15 protein-coding genes, 1 tRNA gene and 1 riboswitch are annotated in these 20,594 nt (G+C 33.4%); of the genes, 4 read left to right on the forward strand and 12 right to left on the reverse strand.

Annotation, left to right across the window (positions count from 1 at the left end; translation table 11 throughout):
* Nucleotides 1-7: 7 nt before the first annotated feature.
* Nucleotides 8-361 (reverse strand): response regulator, encoded by a 354-nt coding sequence (locus EZV73_RS22895; RefSeq protein WP_240842778.1) that lies wholly within the window; start codon nt 359-361, stop codon nt 8-10.
* Between the two features lie 168 nt (nt 362-529).
* A riboswitch (Lysine riboswitch) is annotated at nt 530-676 on the forward strand.
* A 108-nt stretch (nt 677-784) separates the two neighbouring features.
* On the opposite strand from EZV73_RS22895, the gene lysA reads away from it, so the two are divergent.
* Both lysA and EZV73_RS22905 read left to right on the forward strand, forming a co-directional pair.
* Entirely contained in the window at nt 785-2,062 is a 1,278-nt protein-coding gene (gene lysA / locus EZV73_RS22900; RefSeq protein WP_240842779.1) for a diaminopimelate decarboxylase, read from the forward strand.
* A gap of 8 nt (nt 2,063-2,070) precedes the next feature.
* The gene (locus EZV73_RS22905) at nt 2,071-3,276 is read left to right on the forward strand and encodes an aspartate kinase (protein ID WP_240842780.1); all 1,206 of its coding nucleotides are present in this window, start codon (nt 2,071-2,073) and stop codon (nt 3,274-3,276) included.
* Between the two features lie 17 nt (nt 3,277-3,293).
* Here the strand turns inward: EZV73_RS22905 and EZV73_RS22910 are convergent, their stop codons facing one another.
* From EZV73_RS22910 to EZV73_RS22920, 3 genes are all read right to left on the reverse strand, one after another.
* Complete coding sequence (locus EZV73_RS22910) at nt 3,294-6,065, reverse strand: hybrid sensor histidine kinase/response regulator (protein WP_240842781.1); 2,772 nt, start codon at nt 6,063-6,065, stop codon at nt 3,294-3,296.
* Between the two features lie 61 nt (nt 6,066-6,126).
* Nucleotides 6,127-7,005 carry a metallophosphoesterase family protein gene (locus EZV73_RS22915; protein WP_240842782.1) on the reverse strand — a complete coding sequence of 293 codons (879 nt, stop codon included), beginning with the start codon at nt 7,003-7,005 and terminating at the stop codon, nt 6,127-6,129.
* Nucleotides 7,006-7,055: 50 nt separating this feature from the next.
* Entirely contained in the window at nt 7,056-7,880 is an 825-nt protein-coding gene (locus EZV73_RS22920) for an aldose 1-epimerase family protein (RefSeq protein ID WP_240842783.1), read from the reverse strand.
* A gap of 111 nt (nt 7,881-7,991) precedes the next feature.
* Here EZV73_RS22920 and EZV73_RS22925 point away from each other — a divergent pair.
* Nucleotides 7,992-8,078 (forward strand) — tRNA-Leu (locus EZV73_RS22925).
* A 140-nt stretch (nt 8,079-8,218) separates the two neighbouring features.
* Here EZV73_RS22925 and EZV73_RS22930 read toward each other — a convergent pair.
* The 8 genes from EZV73_RS22930 to EZV73_RS22965 all read right to left on the reverse strand — a co-directional run bounded on the left by EZV73_RS22930 (nt 8,219) and on the right by EZV73_RS22965 (nt 19,569).
* A complete protein-coding gene (locus EZV73_RS22930) occupies nt 8,219-9,139 on the reverse strand; it encodes an AbiJ-NTD4 domain-containing protein (RefSeq protein WP_240842784.1) in 921 nt (306 codons plus the stop codon).
* 179 nt (nt 9,140-9,318) lie between these two features.
* Nucleotides 9,319-11,961: a lipopolysaccharide assembly protein LapB gene (locus EZV73_RS22935; RefSeq protein WP_240842785.1), complete on the reverse strand. Its 2,643-nt coding sequence runs from the start codon at nt 11,959-11,961 to the stop codon at nt 9,319-9,321.
* 246 nt (nt 11,962-12,207) lie between these two features.
* Nucleotides 12,208-12,900 carry a restriction endonuclease gene (locus tag EZV73_RS22940; RefSeq protein ID WP_240842786.1) on the reverse strand — a complete coding sequence of 231 codons (693 nt, stop codon included), beginning with the start codon at nt 12,898-12,900 and terminating at the stop codon, nt 12,208-12,210.
* On the reverse strand, nt 12,900-13,274 hold the full coding sequence (locus tag EZV73_RS22945; protein WP_240842787.1) for a hypothetical protein: 375 nt from the start codon (nt 13,272-13,274) through the stop codon (nt 12,900-12,902). The genes EZV73_RS22940 and EZV73_RS22945 overlap by 1 nt, the downstream gene beginning before the upstream one ends.
* Nucleotides 13,243-14,298, reverse strand: coding sequence for a hypothetical protein (locus EZV73_RS22950; RefSeq protein ID WP_240842788.1), 1,056 nt, complete (start codon nt 14,296-14,298; stop codon nt 13,243-13,245). Before EZV73_RS22950 ends, EZV73_RS22945 begins: the two co-directional genes overlap by 32 nt.
* 605 nt (nt 14,299-14,903) lie before the next feature.
* A complete protein-coding gene (locus EZV73_RS22955; protein WP_240842789.1) occupies nt 14,904-16,883 on the reverse strand; it encodes a methyl-accepting chemotaxis protein in 1,980 nt (659 codons plus the stop codon).
* A 44-nt stretch (nt 16,884-16,927) separates the two neighbouring features.
* Nucleotides 16,928-18,082, reverse strand: coding sequence for an HD-GYP domain-containing protein (locus EZV73_RS22960; RefSeq protein WP_240842790.1), 1,155 nt, complete (start codon nt 18,080-18,082; stop codon nt 16,928-16,930).
* Between the two features lie 65 nt (nt 18,083-18,147).
* Entirely contained in the window at nt 18,148-19,569 is a 1,422-nt protein-coding gene (locus EZV73_RS22965; protein ID WP_240842791.1) for a CotH kinase family protein, read from the reverse strand.
* 198 nt (nt 19,570-19,767) lie between these two features.
* Here EZV73_RS22965 and EZV73_RS22970 point away from each other — a divergent pair, with 198 nt between their 5' ends.
* Complete coding sequence (locus EZV73_RS22970) at nt 19,768-20,448, forward strand: polyphosphate polymerase domain-containing protein (protein WP_240842792.1); 681 nt, start codon at nt 19,768-19,770, stop codon at nt 20,446-20,448.
* Nucleotides 20,449-20,594 lie beyond the last annotated feature (146 nt).

The following is a 20,594-nucleotide window of genomic DNA, read 5'->3' on the forward strand; positions in this document are numbered from 1 at the left end:
TAACCTCCTATAATTTGTTTAATACTTGAAATACTTTATCTTCTGAAAAAGGCTTGACTATAAAGTTCTTAGCCCCTATTTTCATAGCATCTAAAACATGTTTCTGATCTCCTGCTGCAGAAATCATAACGACCGTTGCATGAGGGTCAAATTTCATGATGCCTTCAAGTGCATCAACCCCTCCCATTTCAGGCATATGTATGTCTAATGTAACGATATCTGGATTCAATTTTTTATAGGCTTGTATGGCCTCAACACCATTTTGTGCTTCGCCAACAACATCATAATCACCTTTTCTTAACATCATCTTCAAAGTGGATCTCATGAACATGGCATCATCTACAATTAATACTCGTTTCATATCTAACCTCCTACGCTTAGTTATATATATCCTATTCGTTAAAGAATAATCAATTTTAGGGTTAAATTATCATGTCATAACACATTTTTTACAGACTATAAAAAGTTTTTGTTTACAATCACAAAAGTTTCCTTTATACTGGTCATTAATTATTAACTAAATACACTGTGTGTCATCAGAGGTCGCGATTAAAATGAGTACGTTAGGAAAGGGTTAATCGCCGAAGTATGCTTTTGCATGCTGGGATTATGTATAATATGCATAATACTGTCTATCATTCAATACCCGTTGAATGATAGGGGTGCTATTTCACGCTGGGTAAAATCAAACTGTTTTCTGGACAGGCATGTTTTTACGCATGCCTGTTTTTTGTCATTACAGAACAAACAGGATTTAACATCGAAGATGTTATAGGAGGCAAAAATGAAATTTTTTAACAACATGTCAATTGAAAATCACATGCTGCATCTGAATGGTCATTCTGTTAAAGACTTAGCTGAGTCTTACGGAACACCACTTTATGTACTGGATACAGATTATATAAAAACCAAATGTAATGAACTGAAACAGCACTTTAAACATCCTTCGCTTGAAACAGAAATTCTTTATGCATCTAAGGCCTTTTCATCAAAGGCTATGTATGAACTGGTGAATGAACTGGGTTTATCTTTAGATGTGGTTTCAGGTGGTGAACTCTATACAGCAAAGGCTTCTAACTTTCCAATGGATCGCGTTTACATGCATGGCAACAACAAGTCCTTTGCAGAAATCCAAATGGCCTTAGATTCAGGCGTTCATAGAATCATTGTTGACAATCTTATGGAGTTAGAATACCTGCAAAGTCTAAACAGACCTGTTGATATTCTTATCAGGATCAATCCAGGTATTGAAGCACATACACATGAGTACATCCAAACGGCTAATGACGATTCTAAGTTTGGTATCTCATTTGATTCATACGACTTAAGTTCAGCCATTGATATATGTCAGAGTTCAGATACTGTCACTTTACATGGTTTCCACTGTCATATAGGGTCTCAAATTCATGAAGCATCGTCATTTGAAAAAACTGCTTCTGTTATGTTGGACCAAATCAAACTTTTAGAACATAAGTACAGTCTAAATATCACAGAACTTAACCTAGGTGGCGGCTTTGGTGTTTACTATTCAAAGGATCAGCCTATTACAGACTATGGCTTTTTAACAGACCTTCTTAACCAGTGCTCTGCTTATATCTCTAAGCAAAACCTAAAGATTAAGAAGATGATGATTGAACCAGGCAGACTACTGGTTGCCAATGCTGGCTCAACCATATATCAGGTGGGTTTTACCAAAACAACGGCATCTGGTAAAAACTATGTTTTCGTAGATGGCGGTATGACGGACAATATCCGACCGGCCCTTTATCAGGCAGAATATGAAGCCTGTATCGGCAACAAGGCCGATTTAGATAATGATAAGCTTTATACCATAGCAGGCAAATGCTGTGAGTCAGGTGATATCTTGATTAAAGATATTTTACTGCCTCAAGCAGACCAAGAAGACTATCTTGTGATCGCTTCAACAGGTGCTTATGGTTATTCTATGGCCAGTCACTACAACAGACTGCCAAAGCCTGCAGTAATTATGATTGAAAACGGTCAGCCAAAAGTAGCCATTAAAAGAGAAACATACCAAGACTTAATTCAATACGACCTATAGGAGACATTATGCCAAGAATCTTAAAATTTGGTGGCACCTCTGTAGCCACCATTGATCAAATAAAGAAAATCGCTAAGTTTATTAAAGAACGTCATGAAGATGAACAGCTGGTCGTGGTTGTTTCGGCAATGGGCAAAACAACCGACAGACTGGTTAAGATGATCAAAGAAATCTCTGAAACACCTTCTAAAAGAGAGTTAGATATGCTTCTGGCAACGGGTGAACAAATCACCATCCCTCTTTTATCAACGGCTCTTAGAGAAGAAAAGGTCAACGCCATTTCACTGACAGGTGCCCAGGCTGGTATACAAACATCTGACCACCACTCTAAGGCAAGGATTGAATCTATCAACTGTGATTTGATCCAAAAGCACTTAGAAGCAGGCACAGTGGTTGTTGTTGCAGGTTTTCAAGGTATCTCTGCAACTGGTGATATCACAACACTAGGTAGAGGTGGTTCCGATACAACAGCAGTAGCCCTTGCAGTGGCACTGGGTGGCACATGTGAAATATACACAGATGTAGAAGGGATTTACACCGTTGATCCTAGATACAATAAAAATGCGAGAAAACTCACGGAAATCTCCTATCAAGAAATGCTTGAAATGGCATCGTTAGGGGCTGGTGTGTTAGAGACAAGAGCCATAGAGATGGCCCACAAGTTTAAGGTACCACTTTATGTGGCTAAAACGCTTTCAAAGACAAAGGGTACATCAATCATCGAAAGGACAAAAGAAATGGAATCTACAGTAATTACAGGTATTTCTATCGATACAGATTGCTTGATGGCATCTGTTAAGCATTTACCTTTTTCACAAGAAAATATAGCAGAACTTTTTATGAACCTAGCCAATAGACAATTAAACATCGATATGATTTCTATTGCAGCACCATACAACGACCATGTAACCGTGTCTTTTACAGCAGAAAAAGACGATGCCAAAGACTTAGAAGAAGTCATTCAGAACATGAAGAAAGCCCATAATACCATAGAAATAACAACCAACAATGAAATAGTAAAGCTATCGGTTGTGGGTATTGGTATGGTCAGTCATTCAGGTGTTGCTGCAAATATCTTTAGACTCTTTGCAGAAGAAAACATCCACTACTACCAAGTTACTACTTCAGAAATCTCTATATCTTATACCATTTTAAAGTCAGATGTTGAGAGATGCATAGACATCATTTCAAAAGAATACGAATTAGAAAAATAGCTCAGGATTTTCCTGAGCTATACTTCATTTAATAAGATATTGAGTTGATACACAAGCTCCTTATGAGCTTCTTCAAGCTGTATCATGAGTGTTGATATATTAGGTGTTTCATTTTTCATTTCAGCTTCGATGTCGCCTATATACTTCATACACTTAATAGGTGCGAAGTAAGACATGGAACCCTTTAGTCTATGGATGATAGCCGCAACCTTGGAATAGTCTCCTCTGACTATATGAGACTTAATGGTTTCTATCTCATCATAGGAGTTGACCTGGAACTTTTGAATCAGCTCAATAAAAACTTCTCTTCCAACCGCTTCAAAGGTATCACAGATGATCTCCTTGTTCAAGATATCTTCATCTACCAAATCACAAGCATGGTGTTTATGGTCCTCATTTGTTTCTAAAACCGACCGAATCGCTCTTACAACATGTTCATTGTCAAAAGGCTTATGAATGACTTCATTGATAGATTCATGCGAGAAGTCGTCTAATGATGCCGTGATCAAAACAATCGGCAAGTCTGAAAAACGGTTGTTGATAGAAGACCTAATCAGTCTGATCAAATCTAGGCCATTAAAGTGATTTAAGTTCTGATCAATCAGTAAACAATCATAGTGATTTTGGTTCAGCTCTGTTAAGACCTGTGTTTCATTTGTAAGGGATTTAACATAGGCATTCATTTCCTTAGACAGTAGGTGTTTTAAGTATTCACACGATATATCATCATCATCGACAATAAGTACTGAACACTCGCCTCTTTCTTCCACTTGATCTTCTAAAGTACCCTTGCTTTCTAATGAGAAAGAGAATGTTGTCCCCACACCTTTTTCACTGGAGATATGAAGTTCAGCTCCAAGCATCTCCAGATACTTCTTGGTAATGCCCATACCGATACCTGTAGAGGTCACATCAGTATTGTTTGAAAACGTAGAAAAGTCATCAAATAGATGGTCAATTTCTTCTTTAGACAGACCTTCACCAGTATCTGTTACCCTAAAGACCACAATATCTTTCATAACCCCTCTGGTAATATCTATGGTGATATTGACAAGGCCGTCTATGGTGTATTTAGAAGCATTAGACATCAAGTTTAAAAGTATCTGTCTTAACTTGATCATATCTGAATGGATGGTATAAGCATCCAGTGTCGTTAATAAGTCATTGTTGTTTTCTTGAACCTGACCAGCTATCAAGTTGTAATGTTTGTCTTGATAAACCGTTGTCGCAACAACTTCATCTAAAAGTGTCACCAGTTCAAAGTCAGACTTAGAAACAGGTGCATCACCCATACCAAACTTGCCAGATGCCAGTACATTGTTTGTCATCATCAAAACATTGTTTAAGGAACGCTTGATAAGGTTGGTGTACTCTGTAAAGTTAGAGGTTGCACTTTCAATCATTTCAACGGCACCAACCGCCCCTTGAAGTGGCGACCTGATTTCATGGAAGATCTCTAAACGCATCCTATCCGCTTCTGTATCCACTCGCTGGTCTGACATAACCATCAGTATAAGAAGTTCTGCGTCATTAAAGAAGCCGTCTTGTAGTCTAACAGGCTTAATTTCTCTCTTACCATTTCTCTTGATGTGCTCCATCCTTATGATGTCAGTTGGCTCAGACTTTTCCCACTGACAAATATCTGTCAGATAAAGATTGTTGATTTCATCTTCTGAATAATCATAATAAGATATGGCAGCCCTATTGGCATTGACAATCCTATAGGTCTCTTTGTCTACAAACATAATAGGCAGCTTTGACTCTAAGAAATAGTCTTTGTAAAACTTCAGCTCCTTCTTAAGTTCTGAAATCTGAAGCTTATCCATTTCTATGATGTCATTTAAAAACTGCTTATCGATATCAATCCATTTCTTGGTTTTTTGACTTGAGTAGATGATGGTTGCCACCACTGCTACCATTAAAATACCAAAGACCATAATCTGTGAGATCAAGCCTTGATAGTCATTAAAGGACTGATACTTGTCATAAGGCTTTGCGATAACGAATATGAGACCGTAGAAGTTATCAGATACAAAGATAAAGTCATTATAGAAATGAAAATCATTGATAGACACTGTCGTTGATTCACGTGTTAAAGACATAGTCGGATTAAATATATTCGGATTATAAGCATTTTGAAGTTCTGTTACAATATTTGAATTGGGTCCTAATAAGACCGGCTTACCTTCACGCGTTAATATATGTACCGTAAAGTTTTGCTTGGTTAAATGGCTTGGCAAAATCTCATCAAACTCAACTACAAAACCAACTTGATAATCGATGTACTTTTCAGATGCAGGCGTTTCAATCAGCAGATAAGACATGTCCCCTTTAGTGATGACATGGTATCTAAAGTCACCATGTACATTTTTATGCCATTCATAGTCGTAGTAAAGATAGTTCAGTTCATCATCTAAGACAAGACTACCTTCAGTCATAACGAGCTTTTCATTATGCATCAAAACAACATTTTCAAACTCAATATCAGCTGTCATCATATCCTTAACGGTCTGACTAAATACCGGGTTTTCAACCTCATTAAGTTCTAGGTCAAAAATGATACGTTCAAGTGGTAATAAAGATTTTGTATCATTAATATGTTCATGTGAATGGTCAATGTTTATTTCAATGTCACTCATGACAACATCCCTGAAATCTTCTGCTCTCATGACATGAAAAGACATGGCTTCATTAAAGGAACCAATCGTTAAAAAGATTATTGCTACTATTGTTAAAACAAGAATACCTATCACAGGTTTTCCCATTGATTTAAAGAATCTAGAATTCATTCGCCCCACCTTTACATTTAGTTTATTATATCACAAAAAAATAAGTAGATTCAAAATCTACTTAAATATCAGAAATCTTTCTAGGTCCTCTAATGACCCTTCTTTGTACTTGTAAAATACCATCATCTTGAATACCGACTTTCCAAGCCACCAATTGGATTTGATTATCAACGATCTCAATACCTGTGATATTTCTTGGATGTACAATGGTACCTGTATTAAAATAAGGCAGATCACCCTTTTCAGAAAACTTAGGTCTATGGGTATGCCCCATGATAAGCATCTGATTCTTTTCTCTGATCCACTTAGAATATCTTTTCTCAAGTGTATGTCTATGATGAATGTTCTTTGCAGGAGAGGCTGGATTTCTAAAGCCTACAATGTGCATAAAACGCCAGAAGTAACGTAAAAAGAAACGGTTCATCAACCATAACTGGTCATTGGTAAAGTCACCTTGATGACCATGTAGTAAAAATATATCTTTTGATTCATGTTCTAAGACAATCGACTCTAAAACCTTTATACCTGGAAACAAGGGCTCTATCTTATCGGTAAACTCATCTTTGTACTGATAAAGATTTCTTTTCACACTGGCCCTGTATTTAAACTCCATATTGTGATTACCGTAGATCATTTCAAATCGGTGGTCGTCATAAAACTTCTTTAAAAGCATAAAGATATCAGAATGGGCATACCTGATATGTCTAAAGTGCTTATGTTCCCACATTTCATCCCCATCTCCCAGTTCAATGTAGGTATAACCTCTTCGGTAATAATACTCCAGGGCATAATGATAAAGGGTTTGGTTATGGGCAAACTCATCACTTAAACTGTTGTCACCACGGTGTACATCAGAGAACATAATTATTTTTGTATTTTCATCTATTGGAATTCTTTTAGCATTCTTAAATGCGTTATTTAATTTATACTTGGTTCTCATAAGATCGCCTCCATTTATCCTATACCCACTTCACATAAGCTGACGCTTAATTATGAAATTTTTAGGCTATAAGACAAATCATATTTTGAATGTGGCCCTATTACAACAATATCCTTCTTATTTAAAATTTCACCATCGTGGTCTACCATATCCGGTAAAGTGGTCCAAGGCTCTAAACAAACAAAAGGTGCACCCACTTGTGACCATATGCCTAGGTACTTAAAAGAAGAACATGATAGCTCCAATCTATAATCACCATTTGTATATATAACAGATCCAATACCAGAATAAACAAGGGCATCATTTGCAAAGACAGATGGCGCTAGTAATAAGTCAGACATAGTCACCTGATCCCCAAGACCCATACCATCAGATAAAACAAGGTAAAACTGACTAGATGATACATCAAATGATAGTCTAGCTTCAGAAGACATATCCCAGTTAAAAGCAGGATGACCACCTAAAGAAAAAGGCATGTCACAATCCGAATGGTTGATCACAGAAAAGCTTACAGTTAAAACATCTGATAAAATATATTTAATCACCAACTCAAACTTAAAAGGATAGTCTGAAAGCGTAGAATCATTATATTTATAAGAAAAAATCAAGCGATCAGAAGAAGACTCACATGCAAAGTCTACATCACGCACAAAGCCATGTTTAGGCATGGTATAAGATGAACCTAAGTACCTATAAACATCCCCACGAGACTTGCCTATAGAAGGAAATAAAACAGGCGACTGACGCTGCCAATAAGGTGATTCTTTCTGCCACATATACTCTCTATCTATACCACTAGGCTTTAAGCTACATAACTCAGCACCTAAAGAATTAACAGCTAGCTCTATATGTTCATTACTTAATTTATAAATCATAAAATCCTCCATAAAACATTCTATCACTTTTGCAATTTAATGTCATTTACTTATTGTAAATCAAACTATTCTATGGTATTATAATTCTTGTCTTTAAGACATAAACTATATGCCGAAATGGTGGAACTGGCAGACGCGTCGGACTCAAAATCCGAAGCCCTTCGGGGCGTGAGGGTTCAAGTCCCTCTTTCGGCACCACAAAACCCTCGCTTTTTAAGTGAGGTTTTTTTATTTATATAGTTTTTCGAACCATAGAACTCACTGATTACAATATAAAAAGACAGTATGTTTTTAACAAACTGTCTGCATTCTGATGCTAGGGTTAAACCCTGATTTCACTAACTTATTGTATCTAACTTTGATTTACTATTCTTCACATTTAGATAATTTATGAAAGCACTACATGATACTAACATAAATCTTGCATCTTCTTCAGGACATTCAGTAAAATTGATTTTGGCATGCCTAATACCATCCTTATCAGATGTGAAACCGTATATGTTTTTGAAACCCTCTTTTAATCCTTTATGTATTTTTATACCTTGCTGCTCCATAATATCAAGAGCAGGAGCTAATGTTTTGTTGTCTTTATTGGTTATAATCTTACAAATAGCTTCCACGGCAGAGATGGATTCTTTAATTGAGTTCTTATAATCAGGATTCACTCTATCAGAGTAAAAAGATATCGCTTTTTCCAAATGCATATTAACTGACTTGTATTTAGTATGTGATGCATCTACAATCGTAGAGATTTCATCTTGATTTGATATTGGGACAAGCTGACTTGAAATCATTCTATATGCAGAGTTTTCAATCTCTAAGAGATACTCTATCTCATCTTTCAACTCTTTTATTTTCTCTAAATAATGGTCATTATCATTATCAACTAAATCTTGATATGAATACACCATCTGTGGTGGCATAACATCTGGAATTTCAACTAACATACTCATAAAATGGTCATTAAAAAGATTAAAAACATATTCAAGCAAATCATATACTTGATACCAATCACCATTGTAACATTCCAGTCTTATATAATTTTTAGCTTGATCATAATCATCATTTACTTCAGCAATAAAATAATCAGCAACGATTTTGTCACAAACAGTCTTATAATTCTCAAATTCAACATCATAAAAATAATTTAGTTGTTTATTTATATAATTCAAAATTCTTATCCTTAAATGTTGATTCATTTCATCATACTGAATAAATTGAGCTTGTACTAAACCTTGTCTTTCAGAAAATTTACTCAAAATACCTCCATCATATCATCATATATAACATTTTTATATCAAACTCTAAAAAGTAACCTGAATATCAATGATAATCAGGTTTACATCTTTCATTGATAGGGATAATCATAGTACGTAAATTACTTGTTATATTCTCATTTTATTACTCCTATGACCTGATTAACTACATAATGACTATTTTAACTATTCCCTGCTCTTTCACATATTATTTTTTTATATTCCTCATGAGAGTTATCTCCTTCTGATAATGAAATTGCTATATTAATATTATTTAGTGCGTTCTCGTAATCCTTGAGTCCGAAATAGGCTTCAGCCAGCATCCTATGAACATTAACTTTTTTCCCAGGATATATTCTTGGTTGAACATCCAAATATTCTTCTAAACATGAAGTGATATTCCTATAGTGATCATTTCTTATCTCAAAATAATTTGGCATACTGCGTTTTGTGTAATCCTTTCGAAATCGTTTAACTTTCCTAAATGTAGTAACTGCAATATTGTATATCATTTCATCTTTATCTTTTTGGCTATCAGCTTCAGATTGAGCACTGGAGTAATATTTTATTGCAGCGTCATAATTGCGCAACTTAGAATGATGATCACCTATCTTTTTAAGATAAAAATAGTTTGGACCTATTGAATTTGCTTTTTTAAGATAGTTTATACTATCCTGAATGTTATTCCTATATTTTGACAAGTACTCAGAATAAGTATATAGAACATACTCATCTTCTTCATGTGAGTTTAATGCCTTTTTAAACCAGATTTCAGCCTCTTCATAATCATCATTCTGTGCATGTTTCATCGCTTTATCAATTATTTTTTTTGGAATAAAATCAGCCGGCTTAATATTACGTTCTTCAACAGGATATAAACTGAATGATTCAACATCAGTTAAATTATAGAAATCATTAAGAGAATTTTTAACAGTCTCGATTAAATCTAGATTTCTTATTGTATGTACTATATACTTCTTAATTAATGGTAGTGTTGAATAAACTCTTCTTTCACCAATTTCTTCAATATGAATAATTGACAGTGAAATCAATGTATCTAACAAACCCGCTAGTTGAATGCTATTTAATTCATCAACAAGATACTCTATTGCATCAAAATCTAGGGGTTCAATTGAGTAACACACATACAATAAAAGTTTATAGTGATCCTTATCTAGTAACTTCAATTGCTCTTTAAAACAAAATTCTGCAAGATTGTCAGTATTATTCAATATTGACTTCTTAATACCTTTAAAATTACGACCTAAAACAATTTGCCCTATAATACTCTTAATTGCGATTGGTAACCCTGAACTTAAGTCAGATATTTCTGATTCAAAATTCTTATATAAAGATTCCTCAATATTTAAAACTTTACAATGTTCATTTAAGAACTCTATAGAATCTTTTTTACTTAAATTCGTAACCCTTAACTCCTGATGAGCATTGTAATGCATTTCTCTACTCGTAAGTAAAACTTTGTTAGGGCTTGGTATGTCATTGATGAATTCCCAAATATCTTTCAAATTATTTTCAGATATTGTCTCAAGATTATCTAGAACTATCAAAGAATTAATCAACTCAAGAATTTCTGTAACTGCAATTCTTTTTTCGTCAATCTCATAAGTTTTATATTCAGAGAATCCTGTCATTTCAAGAATTAAATCCAGCAACTGCTCTAAGTGTACAAACGATTGTTTTATGCTTTCAATTTTTCCATTTTTAAGGATTGTAGTTTTTGCTGAAACCCAAAATACATAATCAACAGTTTTTTCATAATTATTGATTAGTTCATCACAAAACTCCAATGCAATTGCTGATTTCCCAACCCCGCCTATTCCATCTAGCGCTGTAATAAAATTTCGTTTGTGTGCCACTTTCAATTTCAAATTGTCTAATTCAGATAATCTTCCAATAAACTTATTATAGCCTTTAGATGGTAAATTGTGTATTGTTCCATTTACACTTTCCTGCAAATTTAGATACAACGGCTGTAAGTTTAGTGTATCAACATCTATCTCAAACAACTCACTTATCTTCTGAGTCTCTCTTTTAATATACTTGCATACACCACTATTATTTGAGTAATTAACTCTGCCACTTCTTTTCTCGAAACTATCATAAAAAACCACTTCACCATCCCTGCAAATCATAAACGGATTTATTGGTAACAGAGAGTTATTCATCAATACATATAGACCATCATCTTCTGTGAAATCTTTAAATCTCTCTTTCTCAGTATTTCCATGAATATCAGATGTATATACTTCATCATATTTATCAAAATCTACCTGCACCATCGGGAAATTGAAGTTCTCCTCAAGCCCAACAATAATCTCTTCCGTTGTTTCTAAAATCGTTTTCGATATAATATCTACACTATCCATTGCAAAAGCTCCATGGGAAACTTTAAGGTTTTTAACTTTTAATATATAGGAGAGTGTATCAAGGTAACTCAGTTCTTTACTATTATAATCCTTATTTTGTATTAGTAATGAAAACATACTAAAGAATCTTTCTGATTGCTCTTTTGACAACTTTTTTTTCATACATTCAACTAAAACTTCATTTTGATTTCTAATGCTTAAGCTCTCTCTTAATAAGTTCATCCATATCCCATCAGTAGGACGATGAAAAGAATTTAATATTACCTCATCAGCTTTAGTCGTTCTTATTTTTAGTGATTTTAATGAGCAATAAGATATTATAGCAAGATATCTTATCAAATACATATTCAACTTAGTAGCTTTCTCTAGCCGTGTATAAGAATCATTAACTCTCTTTAATTTAACTAATGATTCATTCATAAAATCTGGTAAACTCATATTAGCCTCCTAATCAATATTCCATTAATTGTATTATATAATATAATTCGGAACATTCATACATTTTCTGTTTATTTTATTATTTGTCACTGTATAAAGAGGCGTTACCCTCATATCAAAGAATGCAGTATTGGAGCGAGGGGTAACCTGTTACGAACTTACGGCACCAGTAAAACAGCGACCTCCAAGGATTTTCTCGGAAGTCGCCTTTTTTATTTGTTATATTGCTAATTTTTGCTAATTATACTATTCCCATTTTATCATTCCTGATTTTTCATGACTTTGATAAGTAACTTCTTTTGTAACGTCGCCTTCCATTTTAACCACTAATTGCATAATCATATCATAAACTGTTTTCCCATTATTAATTGCAAGCTCGATATCATCGAGAGTTACATCTAGTATAATTCGTTCACAATCTGTATTTCGATGTAATAAGTTAAATTTGTGAATTGCAGCTACTCCATCTTTCCAAAACCTCTTTCCATGACCAGACAATCCATGAGTAGAAACAAACAATCCCATATCTGCATTTGATTGAACAACTAAATTTGCAAACAAGTTAGCATATTTTGTTTCTACCTCTGTCTTATAATTCTTACATTCAACTATTATTCTTTCAGGCATACACTTTGGAATTACAAAATTTCTCAGCAATCGACCACTTTGATTCATAATGAGTGTTAAATCGATTTCATTCGATGAAGTGTTCCCATTGCTGATATAACTAAATACTTCTGTAATTTCAAACATATATTTTACTAAGTCTTCTAACCGTTTGCCTTTTTCAAATGTCGATATTTTTTCTTTTTCTTCATTTTCTACTAATGCTAGGAGTCTTTTTAACTCAATTTGCTCATCGTAAGTTAACTCCGTTTTCGTAGCTAATTTAGCTAGTGTTGGGTTATAATGATGTAATTCTTGTAATGTCATTCCCATTATTTTTTCACCTTAAACTTTACTGTTATATACTTGAAAGGCTCCTTATCATCAAACAATGTTTCCCCACAATCGTCACAAACTTCCTTTCCAAGTAAATCAAACACACTATCATACGTTCCATGTAAGATAGTATTACATGAAGGACAAAACTGTTGAAACTTCATTTCCATAATAGATGCTTTTACAAATTCTCCAAAAATTATACTTGTTTCCTTATCATTAAAGTGGAATAATTTTTGAAAACTCTCAAAATATATATATCTTCCTTTTTTCTTTTTTAAGTATACATCAATTTCATAAATAGTCTTCTCATCAATTTCAATCTTTTCTTTTACATTATTATAGATATTGAGCAATAAACCTGATAACATGATCAGTCCTTTCTCTATTAATAGCCTCTGAATGAATATGATGTTGAATAAATAATGGTAGCAAATTTCCTTCACCATCAACATCATAGACTCTTCTAATAACATCTATGTACTCTATTGGTTTCAATGAACCATTAGGTACATGCCATTTCAATCCTCTTTGAATAATGAATGCATCTTCTTCTATGTTCTCAACAAACTCAATCAAGCTATTTTTATCATCTTCATTATTAAATGCTTCTGCTAACTCAATCAGTTGACTAAGTATAGGCAGACAATCTTCATCAGTAGCACGTAAATTGATTCTCCCTCCAAAAGCATCATCCATTTTCACAGAATACTTGGTTACTCTATCATCTATAAGTTCAGGTTCATTTTCAATATCTTGATTAATTCTTTCAAATATTTCAAAACAATTAATTTCTGAATAACCTGGAGTGATAAATCTACTAATCCACGACCTAACTTGATTTATTTTACTAATGTATACACCTTTTCTAACGTAGTCTTCTGGTAACGCACCATGCTTTATTAGCATTATACCCTCGTCAATGTAAAAAGAAACTATTATAGGAAACTTAATCGTATCTGCTGTATCTGCTCTTGTCCCTACAGTATTAGAGAATTTCAAATCTACTGCAGTTATATCATCATCATCATAGTAATAGTATACTATTGGGTTCATTATCAGTTGATGATAATATTCTTCTTCACCTTCTTCGAGAACATTACCTTCATCAATTAACTCTTCAATTTTTTCTATTAACTCTTCATAATCATATTCAAAGTGTACTTGATATTTATAATATTTATCATGTTCACATTCAAGAACAAGCTTGATTGCTTCTAAATTATTATTTCTTACTGCACTCGATAAATCACCTCTCAACTCCGCAGCACTTTTATTCTTTAAATCGAATTCTAAATTCTTTAATATTTCTCTGATTTCATCTGTTCTTATGTATTGAGTTTTTCCTATAGCATTTGCTAAAAATCTTCTGTTATCACTTACATTGTTTGCCATTTCAACATCCTCCTATGTAAGATTTTATCATAAAAAGCTCAAATTTCACCATTTACTTTTCATTTTTTGGAAATACTTTATCTAATACATCTGCTAATCCAATCTGCATTTATTATGTCTGTTTAGTAATGTTTCTATCAAATCATCATTTATTTAGTTTCTTAACATAATTAGCTGTGATTTTAACCTCTTCAAATATATAACAATTAGGAATGTATAGCATGATTTGCTATGTCAAAAGCAGGCAATAAATAGCTCTTAAGCTTAAATATCCCCCTACTTTTTAGTTTTATAGACTAATAAGTATGAAACATTTATACCAAGTATAAACCACAGCAAAAAAACATATGTAAAAAAATGATTAAATGTAAAGAAATCTGTAGTTTTAACAAAACATTTAACAATAATCTTATTGCTGAAAAATGGTTATTTTGATTCATTAGAAGATTCAGAGTGAGTTAGCCTGTATCGAGTTTTCGCACCAAAAAACCACACGAGAAATCGTGTGGGTTTTTCTTTGTAATTTATACATTTAGATTTGATTAAACATCAAGTATTTCTTTTTACTTATCTTTTGATAACTACTAGAAGAAACATTCTCGTTTCTAGTTTTCAATGATTTTAAACTTGCTGACAACTAAACTTAAATCATCTACTAATCTTGTCAACGATTCTGCTTCCACTGATATTTTACTAATTGTTTCTGTTTGTTCATTTACAATTGCTAAGATGTTTTGGGACGTGGCTGCATTCTCTTCAGAAATTGCCGAAAGGTTGCCAACAGAATCTACTATATTAACTTTTTTCAGACGCATTTTCTCACCTGAATCCATCAACATGCTTAAACCTTGTTGAATAACTGTAATCTGGTCAGCGATACCATTAAAGTTATTTACAGTTTCATTGACAGTTACATCCTGTACCTCTTGAAACTTAATCATCTCATCCATAATGCCAACTGAATCTTTTGTCTTATCTGTAAGTTGATTAATGATCTTCTTAATTTCACCTGCAAAAAGTTCTGATTCTTCAGCTAACTTTCTTACCTCTTCTGCTACAACAGCAAATCCTCTACCGTGTTCACCTGCTCGTGCAGCTTCAATATTAGCATTTAACGCCAATAGATTGGTTTGATCTGCAATAGTCTCAATCATGTTTACTGCATCTGATATTTTTATTGCATCTGTGTTTGTACTACCTATAACGTTGCTAATATGACTAACCATATTTTTGTTGTCTTCTGTCTTGTCCATAAGTGATTTAATTTTTTCAAGACCTGAATTTTTTAACTCGGTCATGGTCTTAGCCATAACACCAAAATCAACCAATAGATTTTGTTCATCTTCAATATTATCACTTAATACATTGATATCTTCCATCATTCTACTTATATCTTCCGCTTGCTCAGTTGCTCCTTTACTAATTTCTTCAACAGACATCAAAATCATATTTGATTTTTCATTAATTTCTTCACTAATATGATTTAGGCTTAAGGTACGCTCTTCGACCATTTTCGATGCCCCACTTATTTCGCCTACAATTTCACTTAAGCTATCAGATATTTTTCTAAACGACGCTTTTAACTTCCCAATTTCATCTTTTGTCATTTTGTCATCGTCATCACCCAAATTAATAACCAAATCCGATAATTCCTGACTTTTCTTTGTAACTTTAATAATAGGCTTAACAATCGAACTTACAACAAAATAAACGATAAGAGTACTGAATAATATTGCAATAATTGCCGTGATCAGTAAAGTGACTAGCATGTTTTTTATATCACTATTTATAAAATCCTCAGTTACAGATACGACAATTGTAAATGGTGTATCACTCACTTTGCTTGTTGCGGCAATATAAGCTTGTTCTCCTTGAGAGTAAATCATATTTGTAACTTCTTGATTTAGAATTTTTTCAACAGTGTCTTCCTCTGCCATGGTCTCAACAAACTTATATGTATCACTACCGTTTATAGTCTCACCATTATCGGTTACTAAAAAGACAAATCCCGATTCACCATAGGCGATATCTTCAATGACTTCTGACATATTGGACAAGGGTTTCCAAGCCATAAATAAACCCTCTATTTCCCCAGAATCTCTATTGGTTCTAGGCATTACAAACAACATCTGCTCACTATCTTCAATTGAAGGCTTATAAAGCGTAGTAAAAGTATTACCTGTCAGACCTTGATCTAGAAAATCTTCTCCACTTACATCTACATCAATAAGATTGTTATTTTCAGCATCATACATAATACCCATACCATTTACATCTACTTGGATAAATCCATTAACACCACGTAATTCAACTTCTTCAGAAAAGATCATTAGGATATCCTCATCAGATGTATCCTCACTACTCAATAAGGGGTGATTTGATAAGAAACTTAGTTCACTAATGACTGTTCCAATTTCATTTTCAATACTCTTGGCAATTTCAACAGAAAAAGTACTCATTGCAGATTCATTTTCATCCAACAATGCTTCTGATGCGACAAGCAAACTGGCAGTACTGACTCCAAAAATAATCAGTATTATTAACAGTGTGAATTGTAATACAATCCTATTTTTTATTGATTTCATATGATTTCCCCATTCTTTCCTTGTTTTATGTCATTTACTGATTGCTAAACAATATAACAGCCTTCACCATTATCTGTTTCAGTTAATTCAAGTTTAAAATCTATCTCTTGGCCAGTAATATAGTTTAGATTACTGACAAATACTCGAAGTAGCGATTTATCAAATTGCTTTCCGCTTTCTTTAAGCATTAGTTCTAATGCATCTGTATAACTAAAGGCTTTCTTATAAACCCTATCATTTGTAAGTGCATCGAATACGTCAACGATTGCCATCATCCTCGCATACTTTGGTATTTGCTTACCTTTCAATCCTTGTGGATAACCTTTCCCATCTATTCTTTCATGGTGAAATTGTGCAATTTTTCTAGCATTCATAATAATTGGCAAGCTAGAGTCACCTAGAATTTTCTGCCCCTCAATCGTATGTGTTTTCATCTTGGCCATCTCTTCTTCAGTAAGCCTTCCAGGCTTCTTTAGAATGCTATCGGGTATAGCGATTTTTCCAATATCATGCATCATACTGGCTATCTTGAGCATTTCACATTCTTTCTTGCTATGACCTAAAACTCTTGCAAATCTATACATCATTTCACTAACTCTTTCTATGTGAGCACCGTTTTCACCGAAATGTGCATCAGCTGTTTTGCCTAATGAGTATAGAATTTCCTTTTGAGCTTGAAAGGTCATTTTCCTTTCAAAATAGGATATATAGAAGTATGCGGCAAACAATAATATTGTAAAAATGATAAGAGAAGCTAAACTTAAATACCGACTTAACATAGAAGACATATCATTGAAAATACTTTGTAGTTTTATATTCACTAGAATTTGTGATTCATTTAATCTACCAGCATAAATTCTTTCTCTTTCAGCAGTCATTGGATATGAATCCGACATAGTTAATGCTTCTTTAATCTCATTAACAACATCTTGATTAAGTTCTCTAAAATCCCTAAAACTGCTTTCATCAATGATAACAACCATACCACCAAACATCTCGCTTGCTTCTTTTAAAAATCTAGGTGAGTTGTAATCGTAGCCATCTTTTACTTCTGCGAGAGCATCATTAAAATCCTTTAAGTCCTTGTGCAACATGATTTCTCTGAAATTAAACGAAGTATATCCAACCATGACAGCTAATACCGCGAAGAAAAACACAGTAAATCCAATTATCATTCTAAGTTTTATATTATTTTTCATTTAAACCTTCTCCAAATTTAACTTCAATAGATCGTCATGTCTTTAGCCCCAATAGACTTTGACCATTATTGGTTCAAGTAACTATCTAATGTTTCCTTTCTATCTTCAACATGTTGAATCAGATATTCCACAGCTTTATCAAAGCTTTGATCGGTATCTATAAATGTGTAACCACTTTCTTCGTCATATGCGTATGCCTTTATAAGCTCATAATGTTTTTCATATACTTGCGTCATTTTTTCAGTATTGAATACTTGGTCAGTAAATTCAATTAAGTACTGTTGATACTTTTCAATATAAGTCTCATCTTCCATCAAATACGATATTAGCGGCCAATCATCTCTTACTTCTGACATTGAGAAACTAAGAGCACTCATCTTACCTTTACCATTCGTAAAAGCTTCATTATTGTCCCAAGGAATCCAGGTCAATAAATTCGTTTCGGGATTATTATATAGATAATAATTATGAGTCATATTCCCATAGGTATCCCAGTTTTGAATTGTGTTATTGACAGCTAAATACTTTAAGAAGGCATCTACATCAAATACCGATTCAAGTTCAGACTTCCAAACATCATAGTCAGTCATTCTGAGTTCACTATTCACCACATTGTATAATCTATTCATATCGGAATAATCAGATTCTGTTTTAGCTTCCATCTCCGCTTCATCATAAGTGTTGCTTGCAAAGCTTGCTGCTTCACCATCAGGCTTGTATAGATTGCCAGAATCATCTGCAAATTGTCCTTCTATTCCAGTGTCATCCATTTCCTCAACAAGTGTGTACAAGCCAAAATATTGTTGTCCTTCACCATAATCCACATAAACTGCATAGAATGATGTCATAGCGGCAGTCACACCAAATTCTCTAAATAAATCAGCTGCAACCTTTTCTCTCATTAAAGAAGTATCTGAAAAATTATTGTTTAAATTTAGCTGTTTGAAACCATAAAACCTTTGATCCTCTATTTCTGGATATAAATCTTCAAACTCATCGAAATCAAGTTTAAATGACAACTTTCCAATTTGATTGCTATATGTAGAAGATAAACTTGAATTCCCCTTGTAACTGATGCCTACATGTTCCCATATCACATCATCAAAAGAAATACTTGCTTCTGCCCAAACGGGTGTATAGTCACTGGTAGAATCTATGGCACTTGGACCATTTTGTCTGGTTGATTGTATATTCTCACTTAAATCCTCTTGCATAAGAGCCCATTGTTCCGGATCAATTGTAATGATAATCTCATTAACCTTGTCTTGATTAAAGACCCTATCATAATCAGCTTGTGTATCTTTACTTGATTGTTCATCAGTAGCGAGTTCGCCTACTGAACTTATTTGTTCTCCTGATTCTAGCTCATCATCACTAACTAGTATATTATTGTTGGTTAAATTATTAGTGGCCGTAGAGTCATCACATGAAACGGTTACCAAAGCCAGCATAATTGCTAGACCTATTATAAATATTTTTTTTAACATATTGCCTCCTCAAACTCGAACTGAGTTACGTCTTTGTATTTATAGATTAATCTACGAACCTTAAGTGAAGTTAAAGAAAATTATTTTTCTAAATCATCGTCAAAATTTTTATCCATTTTATAAATTTCAAGACTTAAGGTTCATTTTAAGTTCATGAAATATACTCATAATATAAACTCAACTATAAAAGGAGATAAAGTGAATAAGGGATCAACATTTAAAAGAAAAGAACTCAAGTATGTCATTACGAAAGAACAAAAGTCTCTTCTATTAAAAGCAATATCAGACTGTATAGTTCCTGATAAATATGAAAAATACATGATTTCTAATGTCTATTTAGATACTATTGATAAAAGATTGATCGGCTATAGCATCTTAAAACCCCTATATAAGGAAAAGATTAGAATACGATCTTATGGAAGAGTCAATAGTGACGAACATGTATTTATTGAATTAAAAAAGAAATACAAAGGCATTGTATACAAAAGAAGGATCAGTATGCCATATGGTGAGTCAAAGGCTTATTTATTAGGCAGCTCCAGTAGAACTGGACAAATTGAAAACGAAATTGATTACTTTCTAGAATACTATGGCGAATTATATCCCAGTATGCTAATCGCTTACAATCGTCATGCCTTCTCCGGCAAAGAAGATGCCACACTTCGAATTACTTTTGATGACAATATCACATGGCGAGATTATGATGTTAACTTAAGCAGTGAGATATATGGCAATAAGCTCTTGGATGACAATCAATGTCTTTTGGAAATAAAATGTTCTTCGGCCATGCCAATATGGCTTGCCAGAGCACTTTCAGAAAATCACATTTACAAGCTATCGTTCTCTAAATACGGTCAAGCTTACAAAGGAACAATTTAGGAGCTTCTTGCGATATAGTTAAATAAAGAAACCTCACAACTTAATAGGTTATAATGGTAGTGACTAAACTAACCAGAGCTTATTAAGAAGGAGGCTTCAAATGAATTATAACAAGAATGAGAAATTAAAACAAATTACTGATGAAA

The organism is Acidaminobacter sp. JC074 (assembly GCF_022496765.1).
Lineage (GTDB): Bacteria > Bacillota > Clostridia > Peptostreptococcales > Acidaminobacteraceae > JABXKX01.